Source organism: Streptomyces sp. NPDC005803 (genome assembly GCF_040630435.1).
Classification (GTDB): Bacteria; Actinomycetota; Actinomycetes; order Streptomycetales; family Streptomycetaceae; genus Streptomyces.
Genome location: NZ_JBEXXO010000026.1, coordinates 40,993 through 62,134, shown reverse-complemented (window position 1 = coordinate 62,134; position 21,142 = coordinate 40,993). Strand labels below are relative to the sequence as shown.

Annotated in this window: 17 protein-coding genes and 1 pseudogene; 9 read left to right on the top strand and 9 right to left on the bottom strand. The window is 72.8% G+C overall.

Annotation, left to right across the window (positions count from 1 at the left end; all coding sequences use genetic code 11):
- Positions 1–140: 140 nt before the first annotated feature.
- Both ABZ454_RS30450 and ABZ454_RS30445 read left to right on the top strand, forming a co-directional pair.
- Complete coding sequence (locus ABZ454_RS30450; protein ID WP_359542734.1) at positions 141–1,718, top strand: multicopper oxidase family protein; 1,578 nt, start codon at positions 141–143, stop codon at positions 1,716–1,718.
- Between the two features lie 78 nt (positions 1,719–1,796).
- Positions 1,797–3,551: an NAD+ synthase gene (locus ABZ454_RS30445; protein WP_356322431.1), complete on the top strand. Its 1,755-nt coding sequence runs from the start codon at positions 1,797–1,799 to the stop codon at positions 3,549–3,551.
- Between the two features lie 173 nt (positions 3,552–3,724).
- On the opposite strand, the gene ABZ454_RS30440 is transcribed toward ABZ454_RS30445, so the two are convergent.
- The 4 genes from ABZ454_RS30440 to ABZ454_RS30425 form a co-directional block, all read right to left on the bottom strand.
- Complete coding sequence (locus ABZ454_RS30440) at positions 3,725–4,942, bottom strand: MFS transporter (RefSeq protein ID WP_359542731.1); 1,218 nt, start codon at positions 4,940–4,942, stop codon at positions 3,725–3,727.
- Positions 4,943–5,239: 297 nt separating this feature from the next.
- The gene (locus ABZ454_RS30435; RefSeq protein WP_356322433.1) at positions 5,240–6,262 is read right to left on the bottom strand and encodes an endonuclease/exonuclease/phosphatase family protein; all 1,023 of its coding nucleotides are present in this window, start codon (positions 6,260–6,262) and stop codon (positions 5,240–5,242) included.
- Positions 6,263–6,452: 190 nt separating this feature from the next.
- Positions 6,453–7,202, bottom strand: coding sequence for a TetR/AcrR family transcriptional regulator (locus ABZ454_RS30430; RefSeq protein ID WP_359542728.1), 750 nt, complete (start codon positions 7,200–7,202; stop codon positions 6,453–6,455).
- Between the two features lie 221 nt (positions 7,203–7,423).
- The gene (locus tag ABZ454_RS30425) at positions 7,424–9,022 is read right to left on the bottom strand and encodes an MFS transporter (protein ID WP_356322146.1); all 1,599 of its coding nucleotides are present in this window, start codon (positions 9,020–9,022) and stop codon (positions 7,424–7,426) included.
- 230 nt (positions 9,023–9,252) lie between these two features.
- Between ABZ454_RS30425 and panB the strand changes: the two genes are divergently transcribed.
- The 3 genes from panB (at position 9,253) to ABZ454_RS30410 (ending at position 12,171) form a co-directional block, all read left to right on the top strand.
- On the top strand, positions 9,253–10,140 hold the full coding sequence (gene panB / locus ABZ454_RS30420; protein ID WP_359542726.1) for a 3-methyl-2-oxobutanoate hydroxymethyltransferase: 888 nt from the start codon (positions 9,253–9,255) through the stop codon (positions 10,138–10,140).
- 157 nt (positions 10,141–10,297) lie between these two features.
- Positions 10,298–11,317, top strand: a complete 1,020-nt coding sequence (locus tag ABZ454_RS30415; protein ID WP_356322193.1) for an ATP-binding cassette domain-containing protein — start codon at positions 10,298–10,300, stop codon at positions 11,315–11,317.
- Positions 11,314–12,171, top strand: a complete 858-nt coding sequence (locus ABZ454_RS30410) for an ABC transporter permease (protein ID WP_356322148.1) — start codon at positions 11,314–11,316, stop codon at positions 12,169–12,171. Before ABZ454_RS30415 ends, ABZ454_RS30410 begins: the two co-directional genes overlap by 4 nt.
- Before the next feature lie 10 nt (positions 12,172–12,181).
- Here the strand turns inward: ABZ454_RS30410 and ABZ454_RS30405 are convergent, their stop codons facing one another.
- Complete coding sequence (locus ABZ454_RS30405; protein WP_356322149.1) at positions 12,182–15,523, bottom strand: BTAD domain-containing putative transcriptional regulator; 3,342 nt, start codon at positions 15,521–15,523, stop codon at positions 12,182–12,184.
- Positions 15,524–15,726: 203 nt separating this feature from the next.
- Here ABZ454_RS30405 and ABZ454_RS30400 point away from each other — a divergent pair, with 203 nt between their 5' ends.
- Positions 15,727–16,524: a site-2 protease family protein gene (locus ABZ454_RS30400; RefSeq protein WP_359542723.1), complete on the top strand. Its 798-nt coding sequence runs from the start codon at positions 15,727–15,729 to the stop codon at positions 16,522–16,524.
- Positions 16,525–16,691: 167 nt separating this feature from the next.
- On the opposite strand, the gene ABZ454_RS30395 is transcribed toward ABZ454_RS30400, so the two are convergent.
- The gene (locus tag ABZ454_RS30395) at positions 16,692–16,877 is read right to left on the bottom strand and encodes a hypothetical protein (protein WP_356322151.1); all 186 of its coding nucleotides are present in this window, start codon (positions 16,875–16,877) and stop codon (positions 16,692–16,694) included.
- 133 nt (positions 16,878–17,010) lie between these two features.
- Positions 17,011–17,721 (bottom strand): NADPH-dependent F420 reductase, encoded by a 711-nt coding sequence (gene npdG, locus ABZ454_RS30390; RefSeq protein WP_356322152.1) that lies wholly within the window; start codon positions 17,719–17,721, stop codon positions 17,011–17,013.
- 141 nt (positions 17,722–17,862) lie between these two features.
- On the opposite strand from npdG, the gene ABZ454_RS30385 reads away from it, so the two are divergent.
- Both ABZ454_RS30385 and ABZ454_RS30380 read left to right on the top strand, forming a co-directional pair.
- On the top strand, positions 17,863–18,465 hold the full coding sequence (locus ABZ454_RS30385; protein ID WP_359542720.1) for a hypothetical protein: 603 nt from the start codon (positions 17,863–17,865) through the stop codon (positions 18,463–18,465).
- A 9-nt stretch (positions 18,466–18,474) separates the two neighbouring features.
- Positions 18,475–18,843 (top strand): annotated as a pseudogene (locus ABZ454_RS30380) (MFS transporter); the annotation flags it as partial.
- 38 nt (positions 18,844–18,881) lie between these two features.
- On the opposite strand, the gene ABZ454_RS30375 reads toward ABZ454_RS30380, so the two are convergent.
- A complete protein-coding gene (locus ABZ454_RS30375; protein ID WP_356322155.1) occupies positions 18,882–19,115 on the bottom strand; it encodes a hypothetical protein in 234 nt (77 codons plus the stop codon).
- 58 nt (positions 19,116–19,173) lie between these two features.
- Between ABZ454_RS30375 and map the strand changes: the two genes are divergently transcribed.
- The gene (map, locus tag ABZ454_RS30370) at positions 19,174–20,031 is read left to right on the top strand and encodes a type I methionyl aminopeptidase (RefSeq protein WP_359542717.1); all 858 of its coding nucleotides are present in this window, start codon (positions 19,174–19,176) and stop codon (positions 20,029–20,031) included.
- A 122-nt stretch (positions 20,032–20,153) separates the two neighbouring features.
- On the opposite strand, the gene ABZ454_RS30365 is transcribed toward map, so the two are convergent.
- The gene (locus ABZ454_RS30365) at positions 20,154–20,825 is read right to left on the bottom strand and encodes a PhzF family phenazine biosynthesis protein (protein ID WP_359542714.1); all 672 of its coding nucleotides are present in this window, start codon (positions 20,823–20,825) and stop codon (positions 20,154–20,156) included.
- Positions 20,826–21,142: the final 317 nt, after the last annotated feature.

Below are 21,142 nucleotides of genomic sequence, written 5' to 3'. Positions count from 1 at the left end.
GCCGGGCCGGTCCGGGCAGGCCGCACCGCCCGATCCCATGGCGGCCGTCCTCGCGGGTCTGCCGGCGCCGCGGACACAGGCGTTCTGGCGCCCCGGCCCGCCCTTCAGCACACCGACCCATCCTTGAGGTGCACTCCGTCATGCCCGCTCAGCACACCCGCCGCGCCGTACTCAGTTCTTCGTTGGCCCTCGCCGGTACGGGACTTCTCGCCGCCTACGCCGGCCGCGGCGCGGCCGCTGACCGCTCCTCCGCGCTGAGCCACCCGGCCCCCTCCGGCCCCGCCGCCCCGGAGGGGTACGTCTCCCCCGACGGGCCGGAGGTCGCCGCGGCCGAGCGGCGACGGGGCGCCGGGCCCCTGCGCGAGGTCACCCTGACCGCGACCCCGTCCCGGCTGGATCTGGGCGGCGGACGCACCGTCAGCTCGTGGGCGTACGGGGGCGCGCTCCCCGGGCAGGAGGTCCGGGTCACCGCGGGTGACACGCTCGCCCTCACCCTCGCCAACCACCTGCCGCAGACCACTTCCCTGCACGGACACGGACTCTCCCTGCGCAACGACATGGACGGGGTGCCCGGGCTGACCCAGCGGGCCATCGAGGCGGGCGCGGACTTCACCTACCGGTTCACGGTGCCCCGCCCCGGCACGCACTGGCTGCACCCGCATTCGGGGGTCCAGCTGGACCGCGGGCTCTATGCGCCTTTGATCGTGGAGGACCCGCGGGAGCCCCTCGCGTACGACAGGGAGTGGGTCGTCGTCCTGGACGACTGGGTGGACGGGGTGGACGGCTCCACCCCCGACGCGGTGCTCCGCGAACTCACCGGGGGCCATGGCCACAGCGGGCACGCCATGCCGGCGGCGCCCGCGGCGGAAGAGGGCGACGGCGGGCCGCCGCGGATGCTGAGGGGGGCCACCAGTGAGCTGCTGGGCGGCAACGCCGGCAATGTGGACTACCCGTACTACCTGGTCAACGGCCGTACGGCCGAGGACCCGTCCGTCTACACCGCACGGCCGGGCGACCGGATCCGGCTGCGGATCATCAACGCGGGCGGTGACACCGCCTTCCGCGTCGCGCTCGGCGGCCACCGCATGACGGTGACGCACACCGACGGCTTCCCGGTCCGGCACGCCACGACGGACACCCTGCTGCTGGGGATGGGCGAGCGGTACGACGTGCTGGTGACCGCCGAGGACGGGGTGTTCCCGCTGACCGCGCTCGCCGAGGGCAAGAAGGCCTCGGCGATGGCCGTCCTGCGGACCGGTGGCGGTGCGGCGCCCGGTGCGTCCGTACGGCCCAAGGAGCTGGACGGCGAACGGGTGACGGCCGACCGGCTGTCACCCGACGCGTCCGTGGCCCTGCCCGCCCGGGAGCCCGACCGGACGGTGCGGTTCAGGCTGACCGGTTCCATGAGGGCGTACGACTGGGCCTTCGACCGGAAGCCGTACGCCCCAGGCCAGCGTCACCCGGTGAAGGCCGGGGAGCGGGTCCGGCTGGAGTTCCACAACCAGACCGCGATGTGGCACCCCATCCATCTGCACGGGCACACGTTCTCCCTGGGCGGCGGCGCGCGCGGGGCCCGTAAGGACACCGCGATCGTGCTGCCCCGGCACACGCTGACCGTCGACTTCGACGCCGACAACCCGGGTCTGTGGATGCTCCACTGCCACAACCTGTACCACGCGGAGGCGGGCATGATGACGGTCCTCGGCTACCTGCGCTGACCGGTCTCCCGGCGGCCGCACGGATTTCCGCGCGGCCCGCCAGGACATTGTGTCAGTCAGACGATTACACTGGGCGGCGTGCCTCAACTACGCCTCGCACTGAATCAGATCGACTCGACCGTCGGCGATCTCGCCGCAAACGCCGAGTCGATCCTCCACTGGACCCGGCACTCCGCCGAGCAGGGCGCCCATCTCGTGGCGTTCCCCGAGATGGTGCTGACCGGTTACCCCGTCGAGGACCTGGCCCTGCGGTCATCCTTCGTCGAGGCGTCGCGGGACGCGCTGCGCGCGCTCGCCGCCCGCCTGGACGCGGAGGGCTTCGGGGAGCTCCCGGTCGTCGTCGGCTACCTCGACCGTTCCGAATCCGCGGCGGCCCGCTACGGCCAGCCCGCCGGGTCGCCCCGGAACGCCGCCGCGGTGCTGCACCGCGGGCAGGTCGCGCTGAACTTCGCCAAGCACCACCTGCCCAACTACGGCGTCTTCGACGAGTTCCGGTACTTCGTGCCGGGCGACTCGATGCCCGTCGTGCGGGTGCACGGCATCGATGTGGCGCTCGCGATCTGTGAGGACCTCTGGCAGGACGGCGGCCGGGTGCCGGCCGCGCGCGCGGCCGGGGCCGGGCTGCTGCTGTCGATCAACGCCTCCCCGTACGAGCGGGACAAGGACGACACCCGGCTGGAACTGGTCCGCAAGCGGGCCCAGGAGGCGGGCTGCACCACCGCGTACCTCGCGATGATCGGCGGTCAGGACGAGCTGGTCTTCGACGGCGACTCGATCGTCGTCGACAAGGACGGCGAAGTGATCGCCCGTGCCCCGCAGTTCGCCGAGGGCAGTGTGATCCTGGACCTCGACCTGCCGGCCGCGTCGCCCGAGGCGCCGTCCGGCGTGGTGAACGACGGGCTGCGGATCGACCACGTGGTCCTCTCCGAGGAGCCGCTGCCGGCGTACGAGGCGGAGCTGACCGGTGGGTACGCCGACCGCCTCGACGCCGACGAGGAGGTGTACTCGGCGCTCGTCGTGGGCCTGCGGGCGTACGCGGCGAAGAACGGCTTCAGCAGCGTGCTGGTCGGGCTCTCCGGCGGGATCGACTCGGCGCTCGTCGCGGCGATCGCCTGCGACGCGCTGGGTGCACAGCACGTGTACGGCATCTCGATGCCGTCGAAGTACTCCTCGGACCACTCCAGGGACGACGCGGCCGAGCTCGCCCGGCGGACCGGGCTGAACTTCCGCACCGTACCGATCGAGCCGATGTTCGACGCGTACATGGGGTCGCTCGGGCTCACCGGCCTCGCCGAGGAGAACCTCCAGTCGCGCCTGCGCGGCACGATGCTGATGGCCGTGTCCAACCAGGAGGGCCAGATCGTCCTGGCTCCGGGCAACAAGTCGGAGCTGGCGGTCGGCTACTCGACGCTGTACGGGGACTCCGTCGGCGCGTACGGGCCGATCAAGGACGTCTACAAGACGTCGGTCTTCCGGCTGGCGAAGTGGCGCAACCGGGCGGCGGAGGAGCGCGGGCAGACCCCGCCGATCCCGGAGGCCTCCATCACCAAGCCGCCCAGCGCGGAGCTGCGCCCGGGCCAGGTGGACACCGACTCGCTGCCCGACTACGACGTGCTGGACCGGATCCTGGAGATGTACGTCGACCGGGACCAGGGGCGCGACGCGATCGTCGCGGCCGGGTTCGACGCGGCGCTCGTGGCCAAGACGCTGCGCATGGTGGACACGGCGGAGTACAAGCGCCGGCAGTACCCGCCGGGCACGAAGATCTCGCCCAAGGGCTTCGGCAAGGACCGGCGGCTGCCGATCACGAACCGGTGGCGCGAGTCCGGCTGACGCCGGGGAGCGAGCGTGGGGCCGGTCCTGCCCGGCCGGGGGCGTGTCCTCGGCCGCGTGTCCTCGATCGACGGACGGGCCGGGAACGGCGCCTGGCCCGTCCGTCGGCCGAGGTCGTGCCTCGGTCGCCGGACGGGCCCGACTCCGCCCATGTGCCGGTCAGGTCACGCGGATCAGTGCACGTCCGCCCCGGCCTTCCGCTGGGCGGGCGCGGTCGCCCGGGCCACGACCCGCGAGGCCGTCGGCGTCCGGTCCCGGTCCAGTGCTCCGGCCGTGACGGCGACGGCGAGTCCCGCCACCGTCAGGGCGGCGCCGACCACGGCCGGGGAGGTCCAGCCCCAGCCGGCCGCGATGGCCACGCCGCCCAGCCACGCACCGCCCGCGTTGGCCAGGTTGAACGCGGAGTGGTTGGAGGCGGACGCCAGGGTCGGGGCGTCCTTGGCCTTGTTCATGACGAGCATCTGCAACGGCGTGGTCGTCATGAACCCGACCCCGCCCAGCAGCACCACCATCACCAGCGCGGCCCACTGCACGTGGGCGGCGAAGGGGAAGACCACCAGGACGACGGCGAGCGCGCCCAGCGACCCGTACAGCGTGGGGCGCAGCGCCCGGTCCGTGAGCGGTCCCGCGGCGAGTGCGCCCAGGGTCATGCCGATGCCGAAGAGCGCCAGCACCAGCGTCACGGAGGACTCGCCGAAGCCCATCGCCTCGGTCGTCATGGCCGAGAGGTAGGAGTACACGGCGAAGACCCCGGCGAAGCCGAAGACGGCGGTGAGCAGTCCGAGCAGGACCTGGCGGTTGCCCAGGGCCCGCAGCTCGTGGCGGACGTGCCGGTGCGCCTCGGCCGGGATCTGCGGGACGAGGCGGGCGAGCGCGGCCATCGCGCCGAGCCCGATGGCCGCGACCACGAGGAAGGTGGCCCGCCAGCCGAGGTGCTGGCCGAGCAGCGTGGCGGCCGGGACGCCGACGACGTTGGCGATGGTCAGGCCGAGGAACATCGTCGCGACGGCCCGCGCCTGGCGGCCCTCGGCGACCAGCCGGGTGGCGACGACCGCGCCGACCCCGAAGAACGCGCCGTGCGGCAGTCCGGCCAGCAGCCGTCCGGCGATCAGCCAGCCGAAGCCGGGTGCGAGAGCGGAGGCGAGGTTGCCGACGGTGAAGAGCGCCATCAGCAGCAGGAGCATCCGCTTGCGCGGGATGCGTGAGCCGAGGGCGGTGAGCAGCGGGGCACCGACCACCACGCCGATCGCGTACGCCGACACGAGGTAGCCGGCGGTGGGGACGGAGGTGCCCAGATCGTCCGCGACGTCGGGCAGCAGGCCCATCATCACGAATTCCGTAGTACCGATGCCGAAGGCGCTCACAGCGAGTGCGAGCAGAGCCAGAGGCATGAGGAGAGACCTTTCCGAAGTGGGCCCCGTGCGCTCCGGCCGGGCCTGGCGGGCCTGCGGGGAGCGGGAGGGCGGGAGGGAGGGCGGTCGTACGCGCGCCGGCGCGGGCCGGCCGGGGCCGGATCGCACGGTGACGGACCGGCTTCCTCGCCGGTGACCTTGTTCCCGTTCGGAACAAAGTCTCTCAGACGTTTTATGCCCGGAGGTAACGCGCCGGTGCACGGCGGAGGGCGAAACAGCGAGCAGGAGGCCGAAACCCGCAGGTGGTGTGCCCTGCGGCGGCAGCGGACGATTGCCTCAGAGTTTGACGCGGGCGGCGATCGGCAGGTGGTCGCTGTCCGTGGCCGGGAGGGTCCACGACGACATGGGCTCGACGCCCTTGACCATGATCTGGTCGATCCGGGCCATCGGGAACGACGCGGGCCAGCTGAATCCGAAGCCGTCACCGGCCGCGCCCTGGGTGGAGCGCATCTGCGAGGTGACCGCGTTCAGCGAGCGGTCGTTCATGGTCCCGTTGAGGTCGCCGAGCAGGGCGACCCGTTCCAGCGGCTCGTGGGAGATGGCCTCGCCGAGGGCGTCCGCGCTCTGGTCGCGCTGGTTGGCGGTGAATCCGGCGTGCAGCTTGACCCGTACCGAGGGCAGGTGCGCGACGTAGACGGCGAGCGGGCCCTCGGGGGTGGCGACGGTGGTCCGCATGGCCCGGACCCAGCCCATCTTGATGTCCACCGGGCGGGTGTCGCTGAGGGGGTACTTGCTCCACACGCCGACGGTCCCCTGCACGGAGTGGTACCGGAAGCGACCGGCTAGCGCCGCCTCGTACGCCGCGACCTGGCCGCTGGGAAGCTCCTGCAGGGCGATGACGTCGGCGTCCGAACCGGCGACCTGCTGGGCGGTGCCCCTGGGGTCGGGATTGTCCGCGTTGACGTTGTGCGTGGCGACGGTGAGGTCGCCGCCGCTGCCCGACTTGTCGGTGAGCAGTCCGCCGAAGAGGTTGAACCAGACCAGGACCGGAAGCAGCAGGGCGACCAGTGCGGTCGCCGAGCGTCGCACCAGGCCGAGGACCAGCAGCAGCGGCACGAAGACGGCGCACCACGGCAGGAACGTCTCGGTGAGGCTGCCCAGGTTGCCGATGGTGTTGGGGATCTGGGCGTGGAGCAGCATCACGAGGGTGAGCAGAACCGAACAGCCGGCCAGGACGATCCCCCGCCGCCAGACGCCGCGGTCCCGGACCAGTCTCTCGCGCAGGTCCCGGAAGCGGGATCCGGTGCGCTGCGGTCCCGCGCCGCCGTTCCCGGTGTCCGCCCTGTACGCCTGCACCATCGCGCTGTCCTCACTGCCTTGCCGTACACATCGCCGCGCCCCCGACCCTAGGGGATGCGCGCCGCTTTTCCGGCCGTCGGCGACGGCCGTACTGCCACGAGGACGACGGGGGCGGTACGGCGGGTTCCGGAACCAGGGGGTCTGCGGTGGCTTGTGACAGAACGATCACACTCGTACGGCCCCGGGCGCGTCAGCCGTGGCCCGCGTCTTCACGGGGCCGGGCGGCGGCCGCACCCGGCCCGAGGCCTTCGACGAGCAGACGGATGATGCGGTCGGCGAGATCGTCCGGCAGCGGCGCTTCCGGCCGGTGGACGGTGCGTACGAGCATGGGGCCGAGGAACAGGTCGTCCATCAGCTCCACGTCCGTGTCGCCCCGCAGCTCGCCCGCCTCGACGGCGCGGGCGACGGCGGCGAGCATCGCGGCCCGGCGGGGTGCTATCACGGTGCGGTGGTACTCGGCCCACAGCCTGGGGTGGCTCTTCATCTGGGCGAACACGTTGTGCAGCAGCACCGAGGAACGCTGGGCGAGTCCGCGGGTGCGCATGGACTCCAGCAGGACGCGCAGGTCGCCGATTCCCCCGGTGCCGGAGACGTCGGGCTCCGCCGGCTCGATCTCGCGCAGGACGTCGACGAAGAGCTCCTCCTTGCCGGTCCAGCGCCGGTAGATGGTGGCCTTGCCGACCCCTGCGGTACGGGCGATCCGCTCGATGGACAGGCCGGCGAGGGGTTCGCCGGCCTCCAGCAGGGCGACGACGGCGTCCAGGATGGCCCGCTCCGCGGCAGCGCTGCGCGGGCGGCCGCGGCGGGGCTCCCGCTCGCCTCCGGGGCGGTGCTCCAGGCCCCGGCCGTCGCGGGCCGGGTCCGGGTCCGGGCCGCCGCGGACCTGCCGGTCCTGCTCGCCGGGGGCCCGGTCGTCCCGGTCCGATACCTGAGCGTGCACGTGCATCCACCTTTCACCTCCCCCGATTCTCGCCGACGCGTCCGGCGCCCGGCGGCTTCGGCGTCGGGCGGCTTCGGCGCCCGGCGGCTTCGGCGCCCGGCGGCTTCGGCGCCCGGCGGCTTCGGCGCCCGGCGGCTTCGGCGCCCGGCGGCTTCGGCGCCCGGCGGCGGACCGGGCGGGCCCGGTCCGGCGCCAGACCCGCCGGGCTGCCCCCCTAACCGTCAGGCGTCCGCGGGCACCGTCGGCTCGTCCCGTACGACCGTCCGGCCGGCGGGCGGCCTGCCCGGCAGGAACAGGGCCACCACGATCGCTCCGATCAGGGCGACGCACGCCGAGCCGATGGCCGTGACGTGCATGGCGCTCATGAACGCGTCGTGCGCGGCGGCCACCAGCGGGGTGCCGGCCGGGCCCATCTTCTCCGCGACGCCGAGCGTCGCCTCGATCGACTCCCCCGCCACGTCCCTGGCCGCGGCCGGGACCCCGTCGAGGTGTCCCTCGATGTCGCCGCGGTAGACGGCGGACAGCACCGAGCCGAGGACGGCGATCCCCAGGGCACCGCCGACCTGCCGGAACGTGTTGTTGACGGCCGAGCCCGATCCGGCCTTCTCCCGGGGCAGGGCCTGCATCACGGCGACGGTGACGGGAGGCATCACATGGGCCATGCCCGCGCCCTGGACGAAGAAGACCACACACATCACCCAGACGGGCGTCGTGGCGTCGAACAGGGCGAAGGCCGCCAGCCCGGCGGCGACCAGCAGCATGCCGACGGTGCACACGGCGCGGGCGCCGAACCGGTCGACCACCAGCCGGGCCCGGGGGGCGAAGACCATCTGGGCGACGGCCAGCGGCAGGATCAGCAGCCCGGACTGCAGGGCGCTCCAGCCCCGCACGCTCTGCATGTAGAAGGCGGAGAAGAACGTCACGCCCATCAGCGCGAAGAAGACCAGCGCGATGGAGGACACGGCGGCGGAGAAGGCCGGCTTCTTGAAGTACGTGATGTCGATGGCCGGGCTGCTGCTGCGCTTCTCGTGGAGGACGAACACGACCAGGACGGCCAGGCCGCCGATGACCGGCAGGAGCACGGAGGCGTCGGTGAAGTCGGCGAGCTCTCCGCCACGGATGATGCCGTACACCAGCAGCACCAGGCCGACGATGGAGAGCGCCACGCCGACCGGGTCGAGACGGCCCGGCTTCGGGTCCTTCGAGTCCGGTACGAGCACCGCCATGGCGATCAGCGCGATGACCACGACGGGCACGTTGATCAGGAAGATCGAGCCCCACCAGAAGTGTTCGAGGAGCAGTCCGCCGGTGATCGGGCCGATCGCGATGCCGAGGCCGACGCTGCCGGCCCAGATGCCGATGGCCTTGGGCTGCTCCTCGCGCTCGAAGACGTTCATCAGGACCGCGAGCGTGGCGGGCATGACGAAGGCGGCGCCGAACCCCATGACGGCGCGCCAGGTGATGAGGGCGCCGGGCGATCCGGACAGGGCGGCGAGGGCGGATCCCAGGCCGAACAGGGCGATGCCGAAGAGCAGGATCTTCTTGCGCCCGATGCGGTCGCCGAGCAGACCCGCCGTGAAGAGCAGCCCGGCGAAGACGAGCGTGTAGGAGTTGATGGCCCACTCCAGCTCGCTCTGGGTGGCTCCCAGCCCGGTGGGTGAGGGTGAGGCGATCGTCTTGACGGCGACGTTCAGGATCGAGTTGTCCAGCACCACGATGAGCAGGCTGAACATCAGGACGGCGAGGATCGCCCAGCGGCGGCGGTGGACCGCCTCGGGAACCTGGGGCACGGCGGCGGGCGCGCCGGAGGGTATGGACATGGGCGAGAGCCTACTGTCATTCCGATACGAGACCGTCTCGTATTGGAAAGTCTTTACCGGGCGCCCCAAGCCCCGGACCGCCGTCTGGGGCACCCCGTGCCGGTGTGCGGGACACCCCGTGCCCGGCTCCTGCGCGGGCCCACTTCCCGTGAACGGCTCCGGGATGCCACCATGGAAGCGATCCGGGGACGCCGTCAGGGCGCCTCGAGATGACGAAGGAGCCGTTGGCCATGTCGCTTCAGGCTGCGCAGAACCAGACCGCCACACCCCCCGCGGTAACCCCTTCCGACAGCAGCAAGGCGCTGTACGGAGGCAAGAGCAACCGCCGCGTCACCGTCCACGACATCGCCGCCGCCACCGCGCGCGGCGAGAAGTGGCCCATGCTGACCGCCTACGACGCGATGACCGCGTCCGTCTTCGACGAGGCCGGCATCCCGGTCATGCTCGTCGGTGACTCCATGGGCAACTGTCACCTCGGCTACGAGACCACCGTGCCCGTCACGATGGACGAGATCGCCATTCTGTCCGCGGCCGTCGTCCGGGGCACCAAGCGGGCCCTGATCGTCGCCGACCTGCCGTTCGGGGCCTACCAGGAGAGCCCGGTCCAGGCCCTGCGCAACGCCACCCGGCTGATCAAGGAGTCCGGGGTCGGCGCCGTCAAGCTGGAGGGCGGCGAGCGCAGCCACGAGCAGATCAAGCTCCTCGTCGACGCCGGCATCCCCGTCATGGCCCACATCGGCCTGACCCCGCAGTCCGTCAACGCGATGGGCTACCGCGTGCAGGGCCGCGGCGAGGAGGCCGCCCAGCAGATGCTGCGCGACGCCAAGGCCGTCCAGGACGCGGGCGCGTTCGCCGTCGTCCTGGAACTCGTACCGGCCGAACTGGCCGCCGAGGTCACCCGCACCCTGCACCTCCCGACCGTGGGGATCGGGGCCGGCCCCGACACCGACGCCCAGGTGCTGGTCTACACCGACATGGTCGGACTGACCGGCGGCAAGGTGCCGCGCTTCACCAAGCAGTACGCCGACCTGCGCCAGATCCTCGGTGACGCGGCGAAGGCGTACGCGGACGAGGTCGTCGGCGGGACCTTCCCGGCGCCGGAGCACACCTTCCACTAGCACGGGGCCCGTCCCGCGCCGCATCGCCCGACGGCCTCCGCCCCGGGCGCCGACCGACCACTGCCGCACCACCGACAGCCCGCCGACTTCCCCCATCGGCGGGCTGTCGTCCTGCTGTCGGCGGACTGTCGGCAGGCTGTCGGTGGCGGCTGGTCTGATGGTGGACATGACGCGAATCGACAAGAACCCCAGGAGCGGCACGAACGCCGTGGAGGTACGGGGACTGGTCAAGCACTACGGCGAGACCAAGGCCCTGGACGGCGTGGACCTCGATGTGCGCGAGGGCACCGTCCTCGGCGTGCTCGGCCCCAACGGCGCCGGCAAGACCACCCTCGTCCGTGTGCTGTCCACCCTGATCCAGCCCGACGCCGGACACGCGGTCGTGGCGGGCTACGACGTGGTGAAGCAGCCCCGCGCGCTGCGCCGCACCATCGGCCTGACCGGGCAGTACGCCTCGGTCGACGAGAAGCTCTCCGGCTGGGAGAACCTCTACATGATCGGGCGGCTGCTCGACCTGCCGCGCAAGAAGGCCCGCTCGCGCGCCGACGAGCTGCTGGAGCGCTTCTCGCTCACGGACGCGGCGAAGAAGGCCGCGATGGAGTACTCCGGCGGTATGCGCCGCCGGCTGGACCTCGCCGCCTCCATGATCGGCAGCCCGGCCGTCCTCTACCTGGACGAGCCGACGACGGGGCTCGACCCCCGTACCCGCAACGAGGTCTGGGACGAGGTGCAGCGGATGGTCGCGGAGGGGGCGACCGTGCTGCTCACCACCCAGTACATGGAAGAGGCCGAACAGCTCGCCGACGAGCTGACCGTCATCGACAAGGGCAAGATCATCGCCCGCGGCGGTGTCGACGAGCTGAAGGCCAAGGTCGGCGGCCGCACCCTGCAGATCCGCCCCTCCGACCCGGCCGAACTCGCCGCGATGGCGCAGGCGATCCGGGAGGCCGGCCTCGACGGTGTGGCGGGCGCCCAGGCGGTCCCGGACGAGGGGCTGCTGTACGTGCCGATCCTCAGCGACGAGCAGCTCACCGCCGTCATCGGCCTGCTCGGCACCCGGGGCTTCTCGCTGGCGCACGTCGCCACCGCGCTGCCCAGCCTGGACGAGGTGTTCCTCGCCATCACCGGCGACAAGGCCACCGTCACCGAAACGATTCCCCAGGAGGTCGCGGCATGAGCACGACGACTCTGACGCCCGCCCCCACCGACGCGGCCGCGGTCGCCCCCGCCTCGAAGCTGCACGACGAGGGCCGGATCGGACTGCGGAACAACCTGCGCCACATCGGGGCGCTGGTGCGGCGCAATCTGCTCCAGATCAAGAAGGATCCGGAGTCGATGTTCGACGCCCTCCTGATGCCGGTCATCTTCGTGCTGCTGTTCGTGTACGTCTTCGGCGGCGCCGTCGGCGGCAGCATGGGCGGCGGTCGGCAGGAGTACCTGAACTACCTGATCCCCGGCCTGATGGCGATGATGGGCATGAACATCGCCATGGCGGTCGGCTCCGGTGTCAACGACGACTTCCGCAAGGGGGTCATGGACCGGTTCCGTACGATGCCGATCGCCCGCTCCTCGGTGCTCATCGCGAAGATCGTGGTCGAGCTCGGCCGGATGATGGTCGCCACGCTCATCCTGCTGGGCATGGGCTTCGCGCTCGGCCTGGAGCTCCACGGGTCGGTGCTCGGGCTGATCGGGGCCATCGGGCTGGCGGCGGCCTTCGGCGCGGCCATCATGTGGATCTTCATCCTGCTCGGACTGGCCATGAAGACGGCGCAGGCCGTCCAGGGGATGGGGATGATCGTGATGATGCCGCTCCAGTTCGGTTCCTCGATCTTCACCCCGCCCACGACGATGCCCGGCTGGCTCCAGACCTTCACCGACTACAACCCGCTGTCCAACCTGGCCGACGCGGCCCGGGGTCTGATGATGGGCAGCCCGCTCGGCAACTCGGTCTGGCTGACGCTCGGCTGGACCGTGGTCATCACGGCGGTCATGGCCCCGCTCGCGGTGTCCAAGTTCCGCAAGAAGTCCTGACCGAAGCGGTTCACCTCCGGTACGCGTCCACGAGGGCGGTGGCCTCCTCCATGGAGAGGCCGCCGCCTTCGGCGTACGCGGCCTCGTAGGCGAAGTCCCCGAGCACGGCGCGGACCAGCTCCTCCGCGCGGCGGAAGTTCTCCCGCTCCATCCACGTCAGGAAGTGCCCCTTCGGCAGCAGCGCCCGACTGGCGGCCAGCAGCCGCGCACCGAGCACCGCCCCGCGCTCCTCGCCGAGCCCGCCCAGGGCCCAGGCCAGGGTCACCAGGTGGATCACCGCCATCTGGGGGGCCACCATCTGCGTCAGCGGATCGCCGAGGCGCAGCAGGGCCTTCCGGCAGCCGTCCAGCGCGTCGGCGTAGTTCCCGTCCTGGTTGTCCAGCCAGGCCAGGCCCCCCAGCACGAAGCCCTCGAATATCGCCATGGTCTGGGACCTGAACTCTTCGAGCAGTACGAGGAACTGCTCGCGCGCTTCGCCGGTACGGCCGCAGCGGCCCAGCCACATGGCCAGGAAGAGCCGGGCCGCCGGCCTCGCCTCGTGCCCGGCGTGCCGTTCCTCGGCGAGCACGTCGCGCAGGATCGCCTCCCCCTCGGCGCCGCGGCCGACCTCGGTGAGGACGGAGGCGTACCGGGTGCGGAGCACCGACACCTGGGCCAGGGCGCCGAGCTTCTCCGCGTAGCCGATCGCGGCCTGGTAGTCCTCGGCCGCCCGGGCGTAGTCGCCCGTCTTCTCGTTCGCCTCGCCGCGCGAGGAAAGCGACTCGGCCATGCCCCAGTCGTCGCCGAGGCGGCTGAAGATCTCCAGGCTCTCGTCGGCGTCCACATGCGCCGCGCCCGCCCAGTCGGGGCGGTTGGCCAGGACGTTCGCGCGCATCTGGAGCGCTGCGGCGAGCTCCCACTCGAAGCCGAACTCCCGTGCGGCGCGGACCGTTTCGTCCAGCAGGTGCCGCAGGTCGGCAACGCCCCCGGTCAGCATGACGGCGAAGAACCAGAGCGAGGCGGGGCTCCGGCAGGTCTGCGGCTGACCGGCCCGGTAGGCGGAGGCGATCCCCCGCAGCCGCACCATGCTGGCCTGGTTCGTCCACTCGTCCATCGCGTGGTCCATGTTGACCAGTTGGACCAGTCCCACCTGGCGCCGCGCCTCCTGGAGCAGTTCGGGCCCCATGGGCGGGGGCGCGTCGGTGCAGCGTTCGTGGATCGAGGGCGCGGGCCGCACGGGCGGTGCGAACGGGTCGGGGCCGAGCGCGGCGGCGGCGTCGGCCCAGTGCAGGGCGTCGCCGCGCAGGTTGCGGATCTGCCAGTACCAGGAGAGCGAGATCACCAGGCACAGCGACTCCTGCTCGTCGCGCGCGGCGACGGCGTGGCGCAGCGCGGTGCGCAGGTTCTCGTACTCGCGCTGGAAGAGATCGATGGCGGCGCGCTGTCCGGAGCCGCGGAGCAGGGGGTCGGTGGTCCGGGCCAGCTCCCGGAAGTACACGAGGTGCTGGCGTTCGACGGCGTCCCGCTCCCCCGCCTCGTCGAGCCGCTGCGTCGCGTACTCGCCGACGGTCTCCAGGAGGCGGTAGCGCATCTGGCCGTCCGCCGCGGGAGCGGCGACGACCAGGGACTTGTCGACGAGGGAGCCCAGCAGTCCGGCGACCTCCCGCGCCTGCCGAGGGCCGTCCGCGCAGACGGCCTCGGCCGCTTCGAGGGTGCAGCCGCCGGCGAAGACGGAGAGCCGGCGCAGGGTGGTGCGTTCGTCTTCGGCGAGGAGGTCCCAGGACCAGTCGACGACGGCCCGCAGGGTCTGCTGGCGCGGGAGCACGGTGCGGCTGCCGTTGGTCAGCAGGCGGAACCGGTCGTCGAGCCGGTCGGCGATCTGGTGCGGGGTGAGCATCCGCAGCCGGGCGGCGGCGAGTTCGATGGCGAGCGGCAGACCGTCCAGCCGGCGGCAGATCTCGGCGGTGGCGGCCGCCGTCGCCTCGTCGGCGTCGACGCGGAAGCCGGGCAGTGCGGCGGCGCCGCGTTCGGCGAGCAGCCGCAGCGCCGTCGGGTCGGGCAGCGGGTCGACGGGCCGGACGAACTCGCCGGGTACGCCCAGGGGTTCGCGGCTGGTGGCGAGGACGGTGAGCTCCGGGCAGCGGGCCAGCAGATGGTGGGCGAGCGCCGCGGCGGCCTCGATCACGTGCTCGCAGTTGTCCAGGAGCAGCAGCATGCGGCGCCGGGAGCAGTGCTCGGTGAGCCGGGAGAGCGGTTCGTCCGCCCCTCGTTCGCCCGCTCCCCGTTCGGCGGCCCGGAGCTCCTCGGCGCCGGCGCCGCGCAGCACGGTCTCGCGGGCGCCGAGTGCGCCGAGGACCGCCTCCGGTACGGCGTCGGGGTCGTCGACGGGTGCGAGTTCGGCCAGCCAGACGCCGTCCGGCCAGGCCGCGGGGTCGAAGGATTCCGCGGTCTCCTGGGAGAGCCGGGTCTTGCCCGCCCCGCCGGGCCCGAGCAGGGTGACCAGCCGGGTCCGGGAGAGGTCGTCGCGCAGGGCGTCGATATCGCGCTCGCGTCCGACGAAGCTGGTGAGCCTGGCCCGGAGGTTGCCCTGCCGGACGGCCGGCGCGGGGGTGCGGGGGGACCGGGGGGCGGCTGCCGGGGCGGGCCGCGGCGGTTCCTGGCGGAGCAGTTCGGCGTGCAGGGCGCTCAGCTCGGGTCCGGGGTCGGTGCCGAGCCGGTCGACGAGTACGGTGCGCACCTCGTCGTACGCGGCCAGCGCCTGGGCCGTGCGTCCGGCGTCGCGCAGGGCCCGCAGCCGCAGGGCCTGGAGCGGTTCGTCGATGGGGTGCTCGTCGCAGAGCGCGGCCAGCTCCGGCAGCACCTCGTCGGCCCGGCCGAGCGCGAGCGCCGCGCCGAGCCGGGTCCGGCGGGCGTCGAGGCGGCGGGCGGTCCAGCGGGCCGCGACGGCGTGCCGGTCGGGCAGGTCGGCCAGCGCCGGTCCCCGCCAGAGGCCGAGCGCGTCGCCGAGGAGGCTCAGGGCCTTCGCCGGATCGCCCGCGTCCAGGGCTCGCGCCCCCTCGCCCGCGAGGCGTTCGAAGCGGTACAGGTCGACGCTGTCCGGTTCGACGGCGAGCCGGTAGCCGTTGTCCGCGGAGGCGACCGCCGCATGGCCGAGCGCCCGCCGGAGCCGGCCCACCAGCGCCTGCACGGCGCCCGGCGCGTCGGCGGGCGGGTCGCCGTCCCACACCTCGTCGACGAGCACCGCGACGGGCACCGTCCGGCCCGCGCGCAGCGCGAGCACGGCGAGCAGGGCGCGCAGCCGCGCCCCGCCGATGGCGACGGCCGTGCCGTCGTCGCGGAGTGCCTGGGTGGTACCGAGGATGCCGTAGCGCACGCGCCCATTGTCCGTGACGGGGTCCTGGTCATCCACAGCCGCCCGGCCGTACCCGCTCGCTCCGCCCGCATTCCAGCCCGTCATGCCCCCACCCTTCATGGAACCACCCGCCCGATGCGAGACGTTTTCCGCGTGTCGCCTGTACGGTCGGGGCTCGCCGCCCGCCCGCTCCCGCCGTCCCCGCAGCCACCAGGAGCCCGCCGATGACTTCCGCAACAGCCCGCAGCGACCGGCGGATCAGCCCGGTCTTCCTCGGCATCGCCGCCGTGACCGCGGTGTCCGGCTGGGCGGTGTGGACGGACTTCGCCGGGCAGCCCGGCTTCGCCACGTTCCTGTTCGTCACGGCGGCCTGGGTGGTGTCCCTGTGTCTGCATGAGTACGCCCACGCCAGGACGGCGCTGCACAGCGGCGACATCTCCATCGGGGCCAAGGGCTACCTCACGCTGAACCCCCTGAAGTACACCCACGCGCTGCTGAGCGTCGTGCTTCCCGTGCTGTTCGTGATCATGGGCGGCATCGGGCTGCCCGGAGGCGCGGTCTTCATCGAGCGGGGACGGATCCGCGGCCGCTGGCGGCACAGCCTGATCTCGGCGGCGGGCCCGCTGACGAACGTCCTGTTCGCGCTCGTGTGCACCGCGCCGTTCTGGCTGGACGGGCTGGACGGCGTCCCCGTGCCCTTCCGCCACGCCCTGGGCTTCCTGGCGCTGCTCCAGGTGACGGCCGCGATCCTGAACTCCGTGCCGGTGCCGGGGCTGGACGGCTACGGGGTGATCGAGCCGTGGCTCTCGCACCCGGTGCGGCGCGCGGTGGAGCCGATCGCGCCGTTCGGGCTGATCGCGGTCTTCGGCCTGCTGTGGGTCCCCGAGGTGAACGCGGCCTTCTTCGACGCGGTCGACGCGCTGCTGCGGTCGCTGGGCGTCAGCGACTTCGACACGTACTGCGGTCTCGACGCCTACCGGTTCTGGCAGGGCGCGAATCCGGTCTGCGCGGTGAACGGCTAAGGGCAGTCCCGTAATCCCTGGTGGATCAGCGCGCGGCGTCAGATGCGGTGCATCGCAAGGCGGAGGAGCGTCCGCATACTGGATGTATTCGGGCGTTCCGGCAACGCGGCGAGGTGCCGTAGCTGTCGTCGTGCGCACGCCAGGGATTACGGGACAGCCCTTAGCCGCTACGCGCCCCGCGCGGGCCGGGCGGCGCGCTGCCGGCGTACGTAGTACCAGGCCATGTTCGACGAGAGGCCGACCAGCAGCACCCATACGACCCCGAGGAGCCAGCTGCCCTGCACGAAGGAGATCACGGCCGCCACGACGGTGAGGACGCAGACGGCGACGGCGTAGAGAGCGAGGCGGGGCATGGGGGTGGCTCCTGTCGGGGGATGATGCGCGGTCCCGTCCAGTGTCCCCCATGCCCCCGGCCGCGCCGAGCAGGGTGCGCCGCCGACGGCCGTCGCCGCGAGGCCGTGGGGTGTCGGCGAGGCGGGCGGCCGCTCAGACGTCGGTGGCGCGCAGCCCGGCGTGTGCCTTGTAGCGGCGGTTGACCGAGATCAGGTTGGCGACGAGCGACTCGACCTGGTGGGCGTTGCGGAGCCGGCCCGCGAAGATGCCGCGCATGCCCGCGATCCGGCCGGCCAGCGCCTGGACGATGTCGGTGTCGGCGCGTGCCTCGCCCAGCACCAGCACGTCGGTGTCGATCTCCTCGATCGCCTCGTCCTGGAGCAGCACCGCCGAGAGGTGGTGGAAGGCGGCCGTGACGCGGGACTCCGGCAGCAGGGCGGCGGCCTGCTCGGCGGCGCTGCCCTCCTCGGGCTTCAGCGCGTAGGCGCCCTTCTTGTCGAAGCCGAGCGGGTTGACGCAGTCGATGACGAGCTTGCCGGCGAGCTCGTCGCGCAGGGACTCCAGGGTCTTCGCGTGCCCGTCCCACGGCACGGCGACGATCACGACGTCGCTGTCGCGCGCGCAGGCGGCGTTGTCCGCGCCCCGGACACCGTGCCCCAGCTCGTCGGCGGCGGCCTGGGCCCGGTCCGCCGCACGGGAGCCGATGATCACGGCCTGTCCGGCGCGGGCGAACCGGTAGGCGAGTCCGCGGCCCTGCGGCCCGGTGCCGCCGAGGACGCCGATGGTCAGGCCGGACACGTCGGGGAGGTCCCAGGGGTCCTTGGCGGGGGGCTTGGGGGCGCTGCCGCTGTCATTCGTAGTCATGGCCCCGACACTACTGCCAGGTACGGAAGTGGGACGGTGTGTCCTCGGCCAGTGGGACGGCCCTTCGCGCGCCTCCCGTACGGATGATTGTGCCGCCGTTCGCCGGTGCGGGGCCGGCGGGGTGGTGCATGATGCCGGGCCATGGATGCCGTACGTGTGGCGCTGCTGCGTGAGGTGCTGGCCGGGACGCAGTGGCCGGCGGCCGCCCGACGGTTCGCCGGGACGCTGCGCTCGTCCGTGGCGCCGCACGGCGGCGGGCTGCTGCTGGTGGGGACCGAGGTGTACGAGCCGTGGCATCTGGCGGCCCACCTGGTCGACGAGTCCGCCTGGTCGGGGCTGCCCGAGCTGACGCCCACGCTGGTGCGCCACCGGGTGGAGCCCGGCGACCCCGCGCACCTGGCGGTGGGGCTCGGTCGGATCGAGGCGGCCGGGCGGGGCGAGACGCTGCTCGTGGTGGTGCCGGAGCGGCCCGGCGAGGGGCTGCTGGAGCGGGTGCACGACGCCCGCCGGGCCGGGGCGACGGTCCTGTCGCTGGACAACGGCGATCCGGAGGTGCGGGGGCTCGCCCACGAGGCGCTCTCCGTGGCGGACGGCGACGATGTGGACCTGGACACCGTCCAGCACCTGGTCAGCGCGGCGGCCGGGGAGAACGGCGCGCCCGTGCCGCGCGGCCGGCGGCGCTTCCGGGACCGGCTGTCCCGGCTCGCCGACCAGCTGACCGCGCCCCCGCCGGCGCGGTGGTGATCAGGAGTGTTCGGCGACGTAGGGCTGGTGCTGGTCTGCCTGGCCGTCGCCGGCGCGGGCGACATGCTCAGCGGCCTCGGCCGTGTCACGATCTGGAACCAGACGATCCCGGAGGAGCTGCGGGGGCGGCTCGCGGGCATCGAGGTGCTCTCGTACAGCGTCGGCCCGCAGCTGGGGCAGGTCCGGGCCGGCGGCATGGCGGGGTGGACGGGGACCAGGACCGCGGTCTGGAGCGGGGGCGTGGCCTGTGTCGCCTCGGTGGCGCTGCTGGCGGCGGCCCTGCCGAAGCTCCTCACGTACGACTCCGCGACGGACGAGGACGCGCTGCGCAGGCGGGCGCGGAGCGAGGAGGCCCTGCGGACGGCACCGACGGGCTGAGCCCGCGGCGCGGGCCCCGCCCCCGGCCGCCCGCGCCCTCAGCCGCCCGCGTTCTCGTCCGGGTCCTTGCGGTCGTGCCACTTGGGGTCGGTCTCCCACTCCAGGTTCCGCTCCTGCGCGGTCTCCATGGCGTGCTGCGCCTCCTGGCGGGAGGTGTACGGGCCGAAGCGGTCCTTGGCCGGGCACTCGGGGCCCTCCTCCACCTTCTTGTGCTCCAGGCAGTAGAACCACTCGCCCGGCTTGCCGACCGTGCGCTTCTTGAAGAGAGCCATCGTCGGTTCCTTTCCTCGGTGCCATGGTGCCCCAGACACAGGCTTTAAACTCGCTGACATGTCTGGCCAGTCGCTGCTTGTACCAGGGGAGCTCACTCCCGTCCGATCCGTGCCCGGAAACATCCGGCGCCCCGAGTACGTGGGCAAGCCCGCCCCGACGCCGTACACCGGCCCGGAGGTCCAGGACGCCGACACCGTCGAGCGCATGCGCGTCGCGGGACGCATCGCCGCCCAGGCGATGGGTGAGGCCGCGAAGCACATCGCCCCGGGCGTCACCACGGACGAACTCGACCGGGTCGCCCATGAGTTCATGTGCGACCACGGCGCGTACCCCTCGACGCTGGGCTACCGCGGCTTCCCCAAGTCGCTCTGCACCTCGCTCAACGAGGTGATCTGCCACGGCATCCCGGACTCCACGGTGCTGCGCGACGGCGACATCGTGAACCTCGACGTGACCGCGTACATCAACGGCGTGCACGGCGACAACAACGCCACCTACCTCTGCGGTGACGTGGACGAGGAGTCGCGGCTGCTCGTGGAGCGCACCGAGGAGTCGCTGAACCGCGCGATCAAGGCGGTGCGGCCGGGCCGCCAGATCAACGTCATCGGGCGGGTCATCGAGTCGTACGCGAAGCGCTTCGGCTACGGAGTGGTGCGGGACTTCACGGGGCACGGGATCAACTCCTCGTTCCACTCCGGGCTGATCATCCCGCACTACGACAGCCCGCACGCCACCACCGTGATGCAGCCCGGCATGACCTTCACCATCGAGCCGATGCTCACGCTCGGGTCCCACGACTACGACATGTGGGACGACGGCTGGACCGTGGTCACGAAGGACCGCAAGCGCACCGCGCAGTTCGAGCACACGCTGGTGGTGACGGAGACGGGCGCCGAGATCCTCACGCTCCCGTAGCCCCGCCGGCCCCGCCGTCCGACGGCCGCCCCTTCCGGGGGGCGGCCGTTTCCTCTTCCGCCTGCCGGGCTTGCCGACAGCGCGTCGGGAAGGCGGACGGGCGTGGCATTCCGTCCGGGCGGTCAGCCCCTGACCGCCAGGACGACCCGGCCGCCGATCTCGACCGCGCCGTCCGGTGCGGGTGCCGTGAGGATCTGGGAGCCGCGGCCCTGTCTGATGTTCAGCGCGCGGCCCAGCCGGTCGCTGAGCAGCAGCGCCGCCGCCCCCGTCGCCTCGTCCTCGGCGATCCCGTCGTCCCGCCGGGGGAACGCCCGCGCCCTGACGCGGCCCGCGGCCTCGTCCTCCCACGCCCAGGCGTAGAGCCAGCCCTCGCCGGGCGGCGGGGCGGGCAGCGCGTCGACCTCGCCGACCGAGCCGTACTGCTGGAGGGTGCGCGGCGGCGCCCACTCGGGGCGGGCGGTGATCCAGGTGAACTCCCCGTCCTGGCGGGCGAAGACCTCCCCCACGCCCAGCTCCAGGATCTCCAGGTCGAGCAGCCAGGCGGCGCCGACCACGGGATGCCCGGCGAACGGCAGGCGGAGTCCGGGGGTGTAGATGTCCAGGTGGCCGCGTTCCGGGTCGTCCACGAAGACGGTCTCGCTGAAGCCGAGCTTCCCGGCGAGCTCCTGCCGCGCGACCTCGTCGGGGTGCTCGCGCCCGTCGCGCACGACGCCGAGGGCGTTGCCGTGCCGGCCGTCGGGGCCGCAGAACACGCGCAGTACGTCGATGCCGGCGGGTACGTCGTAGTCGTTCACGTGCGCATTCAAGCACCGCCGGGGCGCTCGCCCCGTGCGAGGGCCGCCGCCGGGGTGTTCACGCGCGCGGTGCCCGGCGAGGGCGAGCGGCAGCCGGGTCGAGGTGTTCCCGCATCCGCGGGCAGAGGCGCCTCTCGCCGTACCCGGAAAGGGATTCTTGACCATTGCTTGACCCTTTGAGGGCTCGCTCATGGGTCGACCGTGATCCTCCCGTTCCTGTGGGTGGGCAGTGAGAGCTGAATCACTGCATGGGTGGGTACGGGCTAGGTAAGCCTCGGTTAAGTTAGGTCCGCCTCACCCGCCTTTGTCCGCCCGTT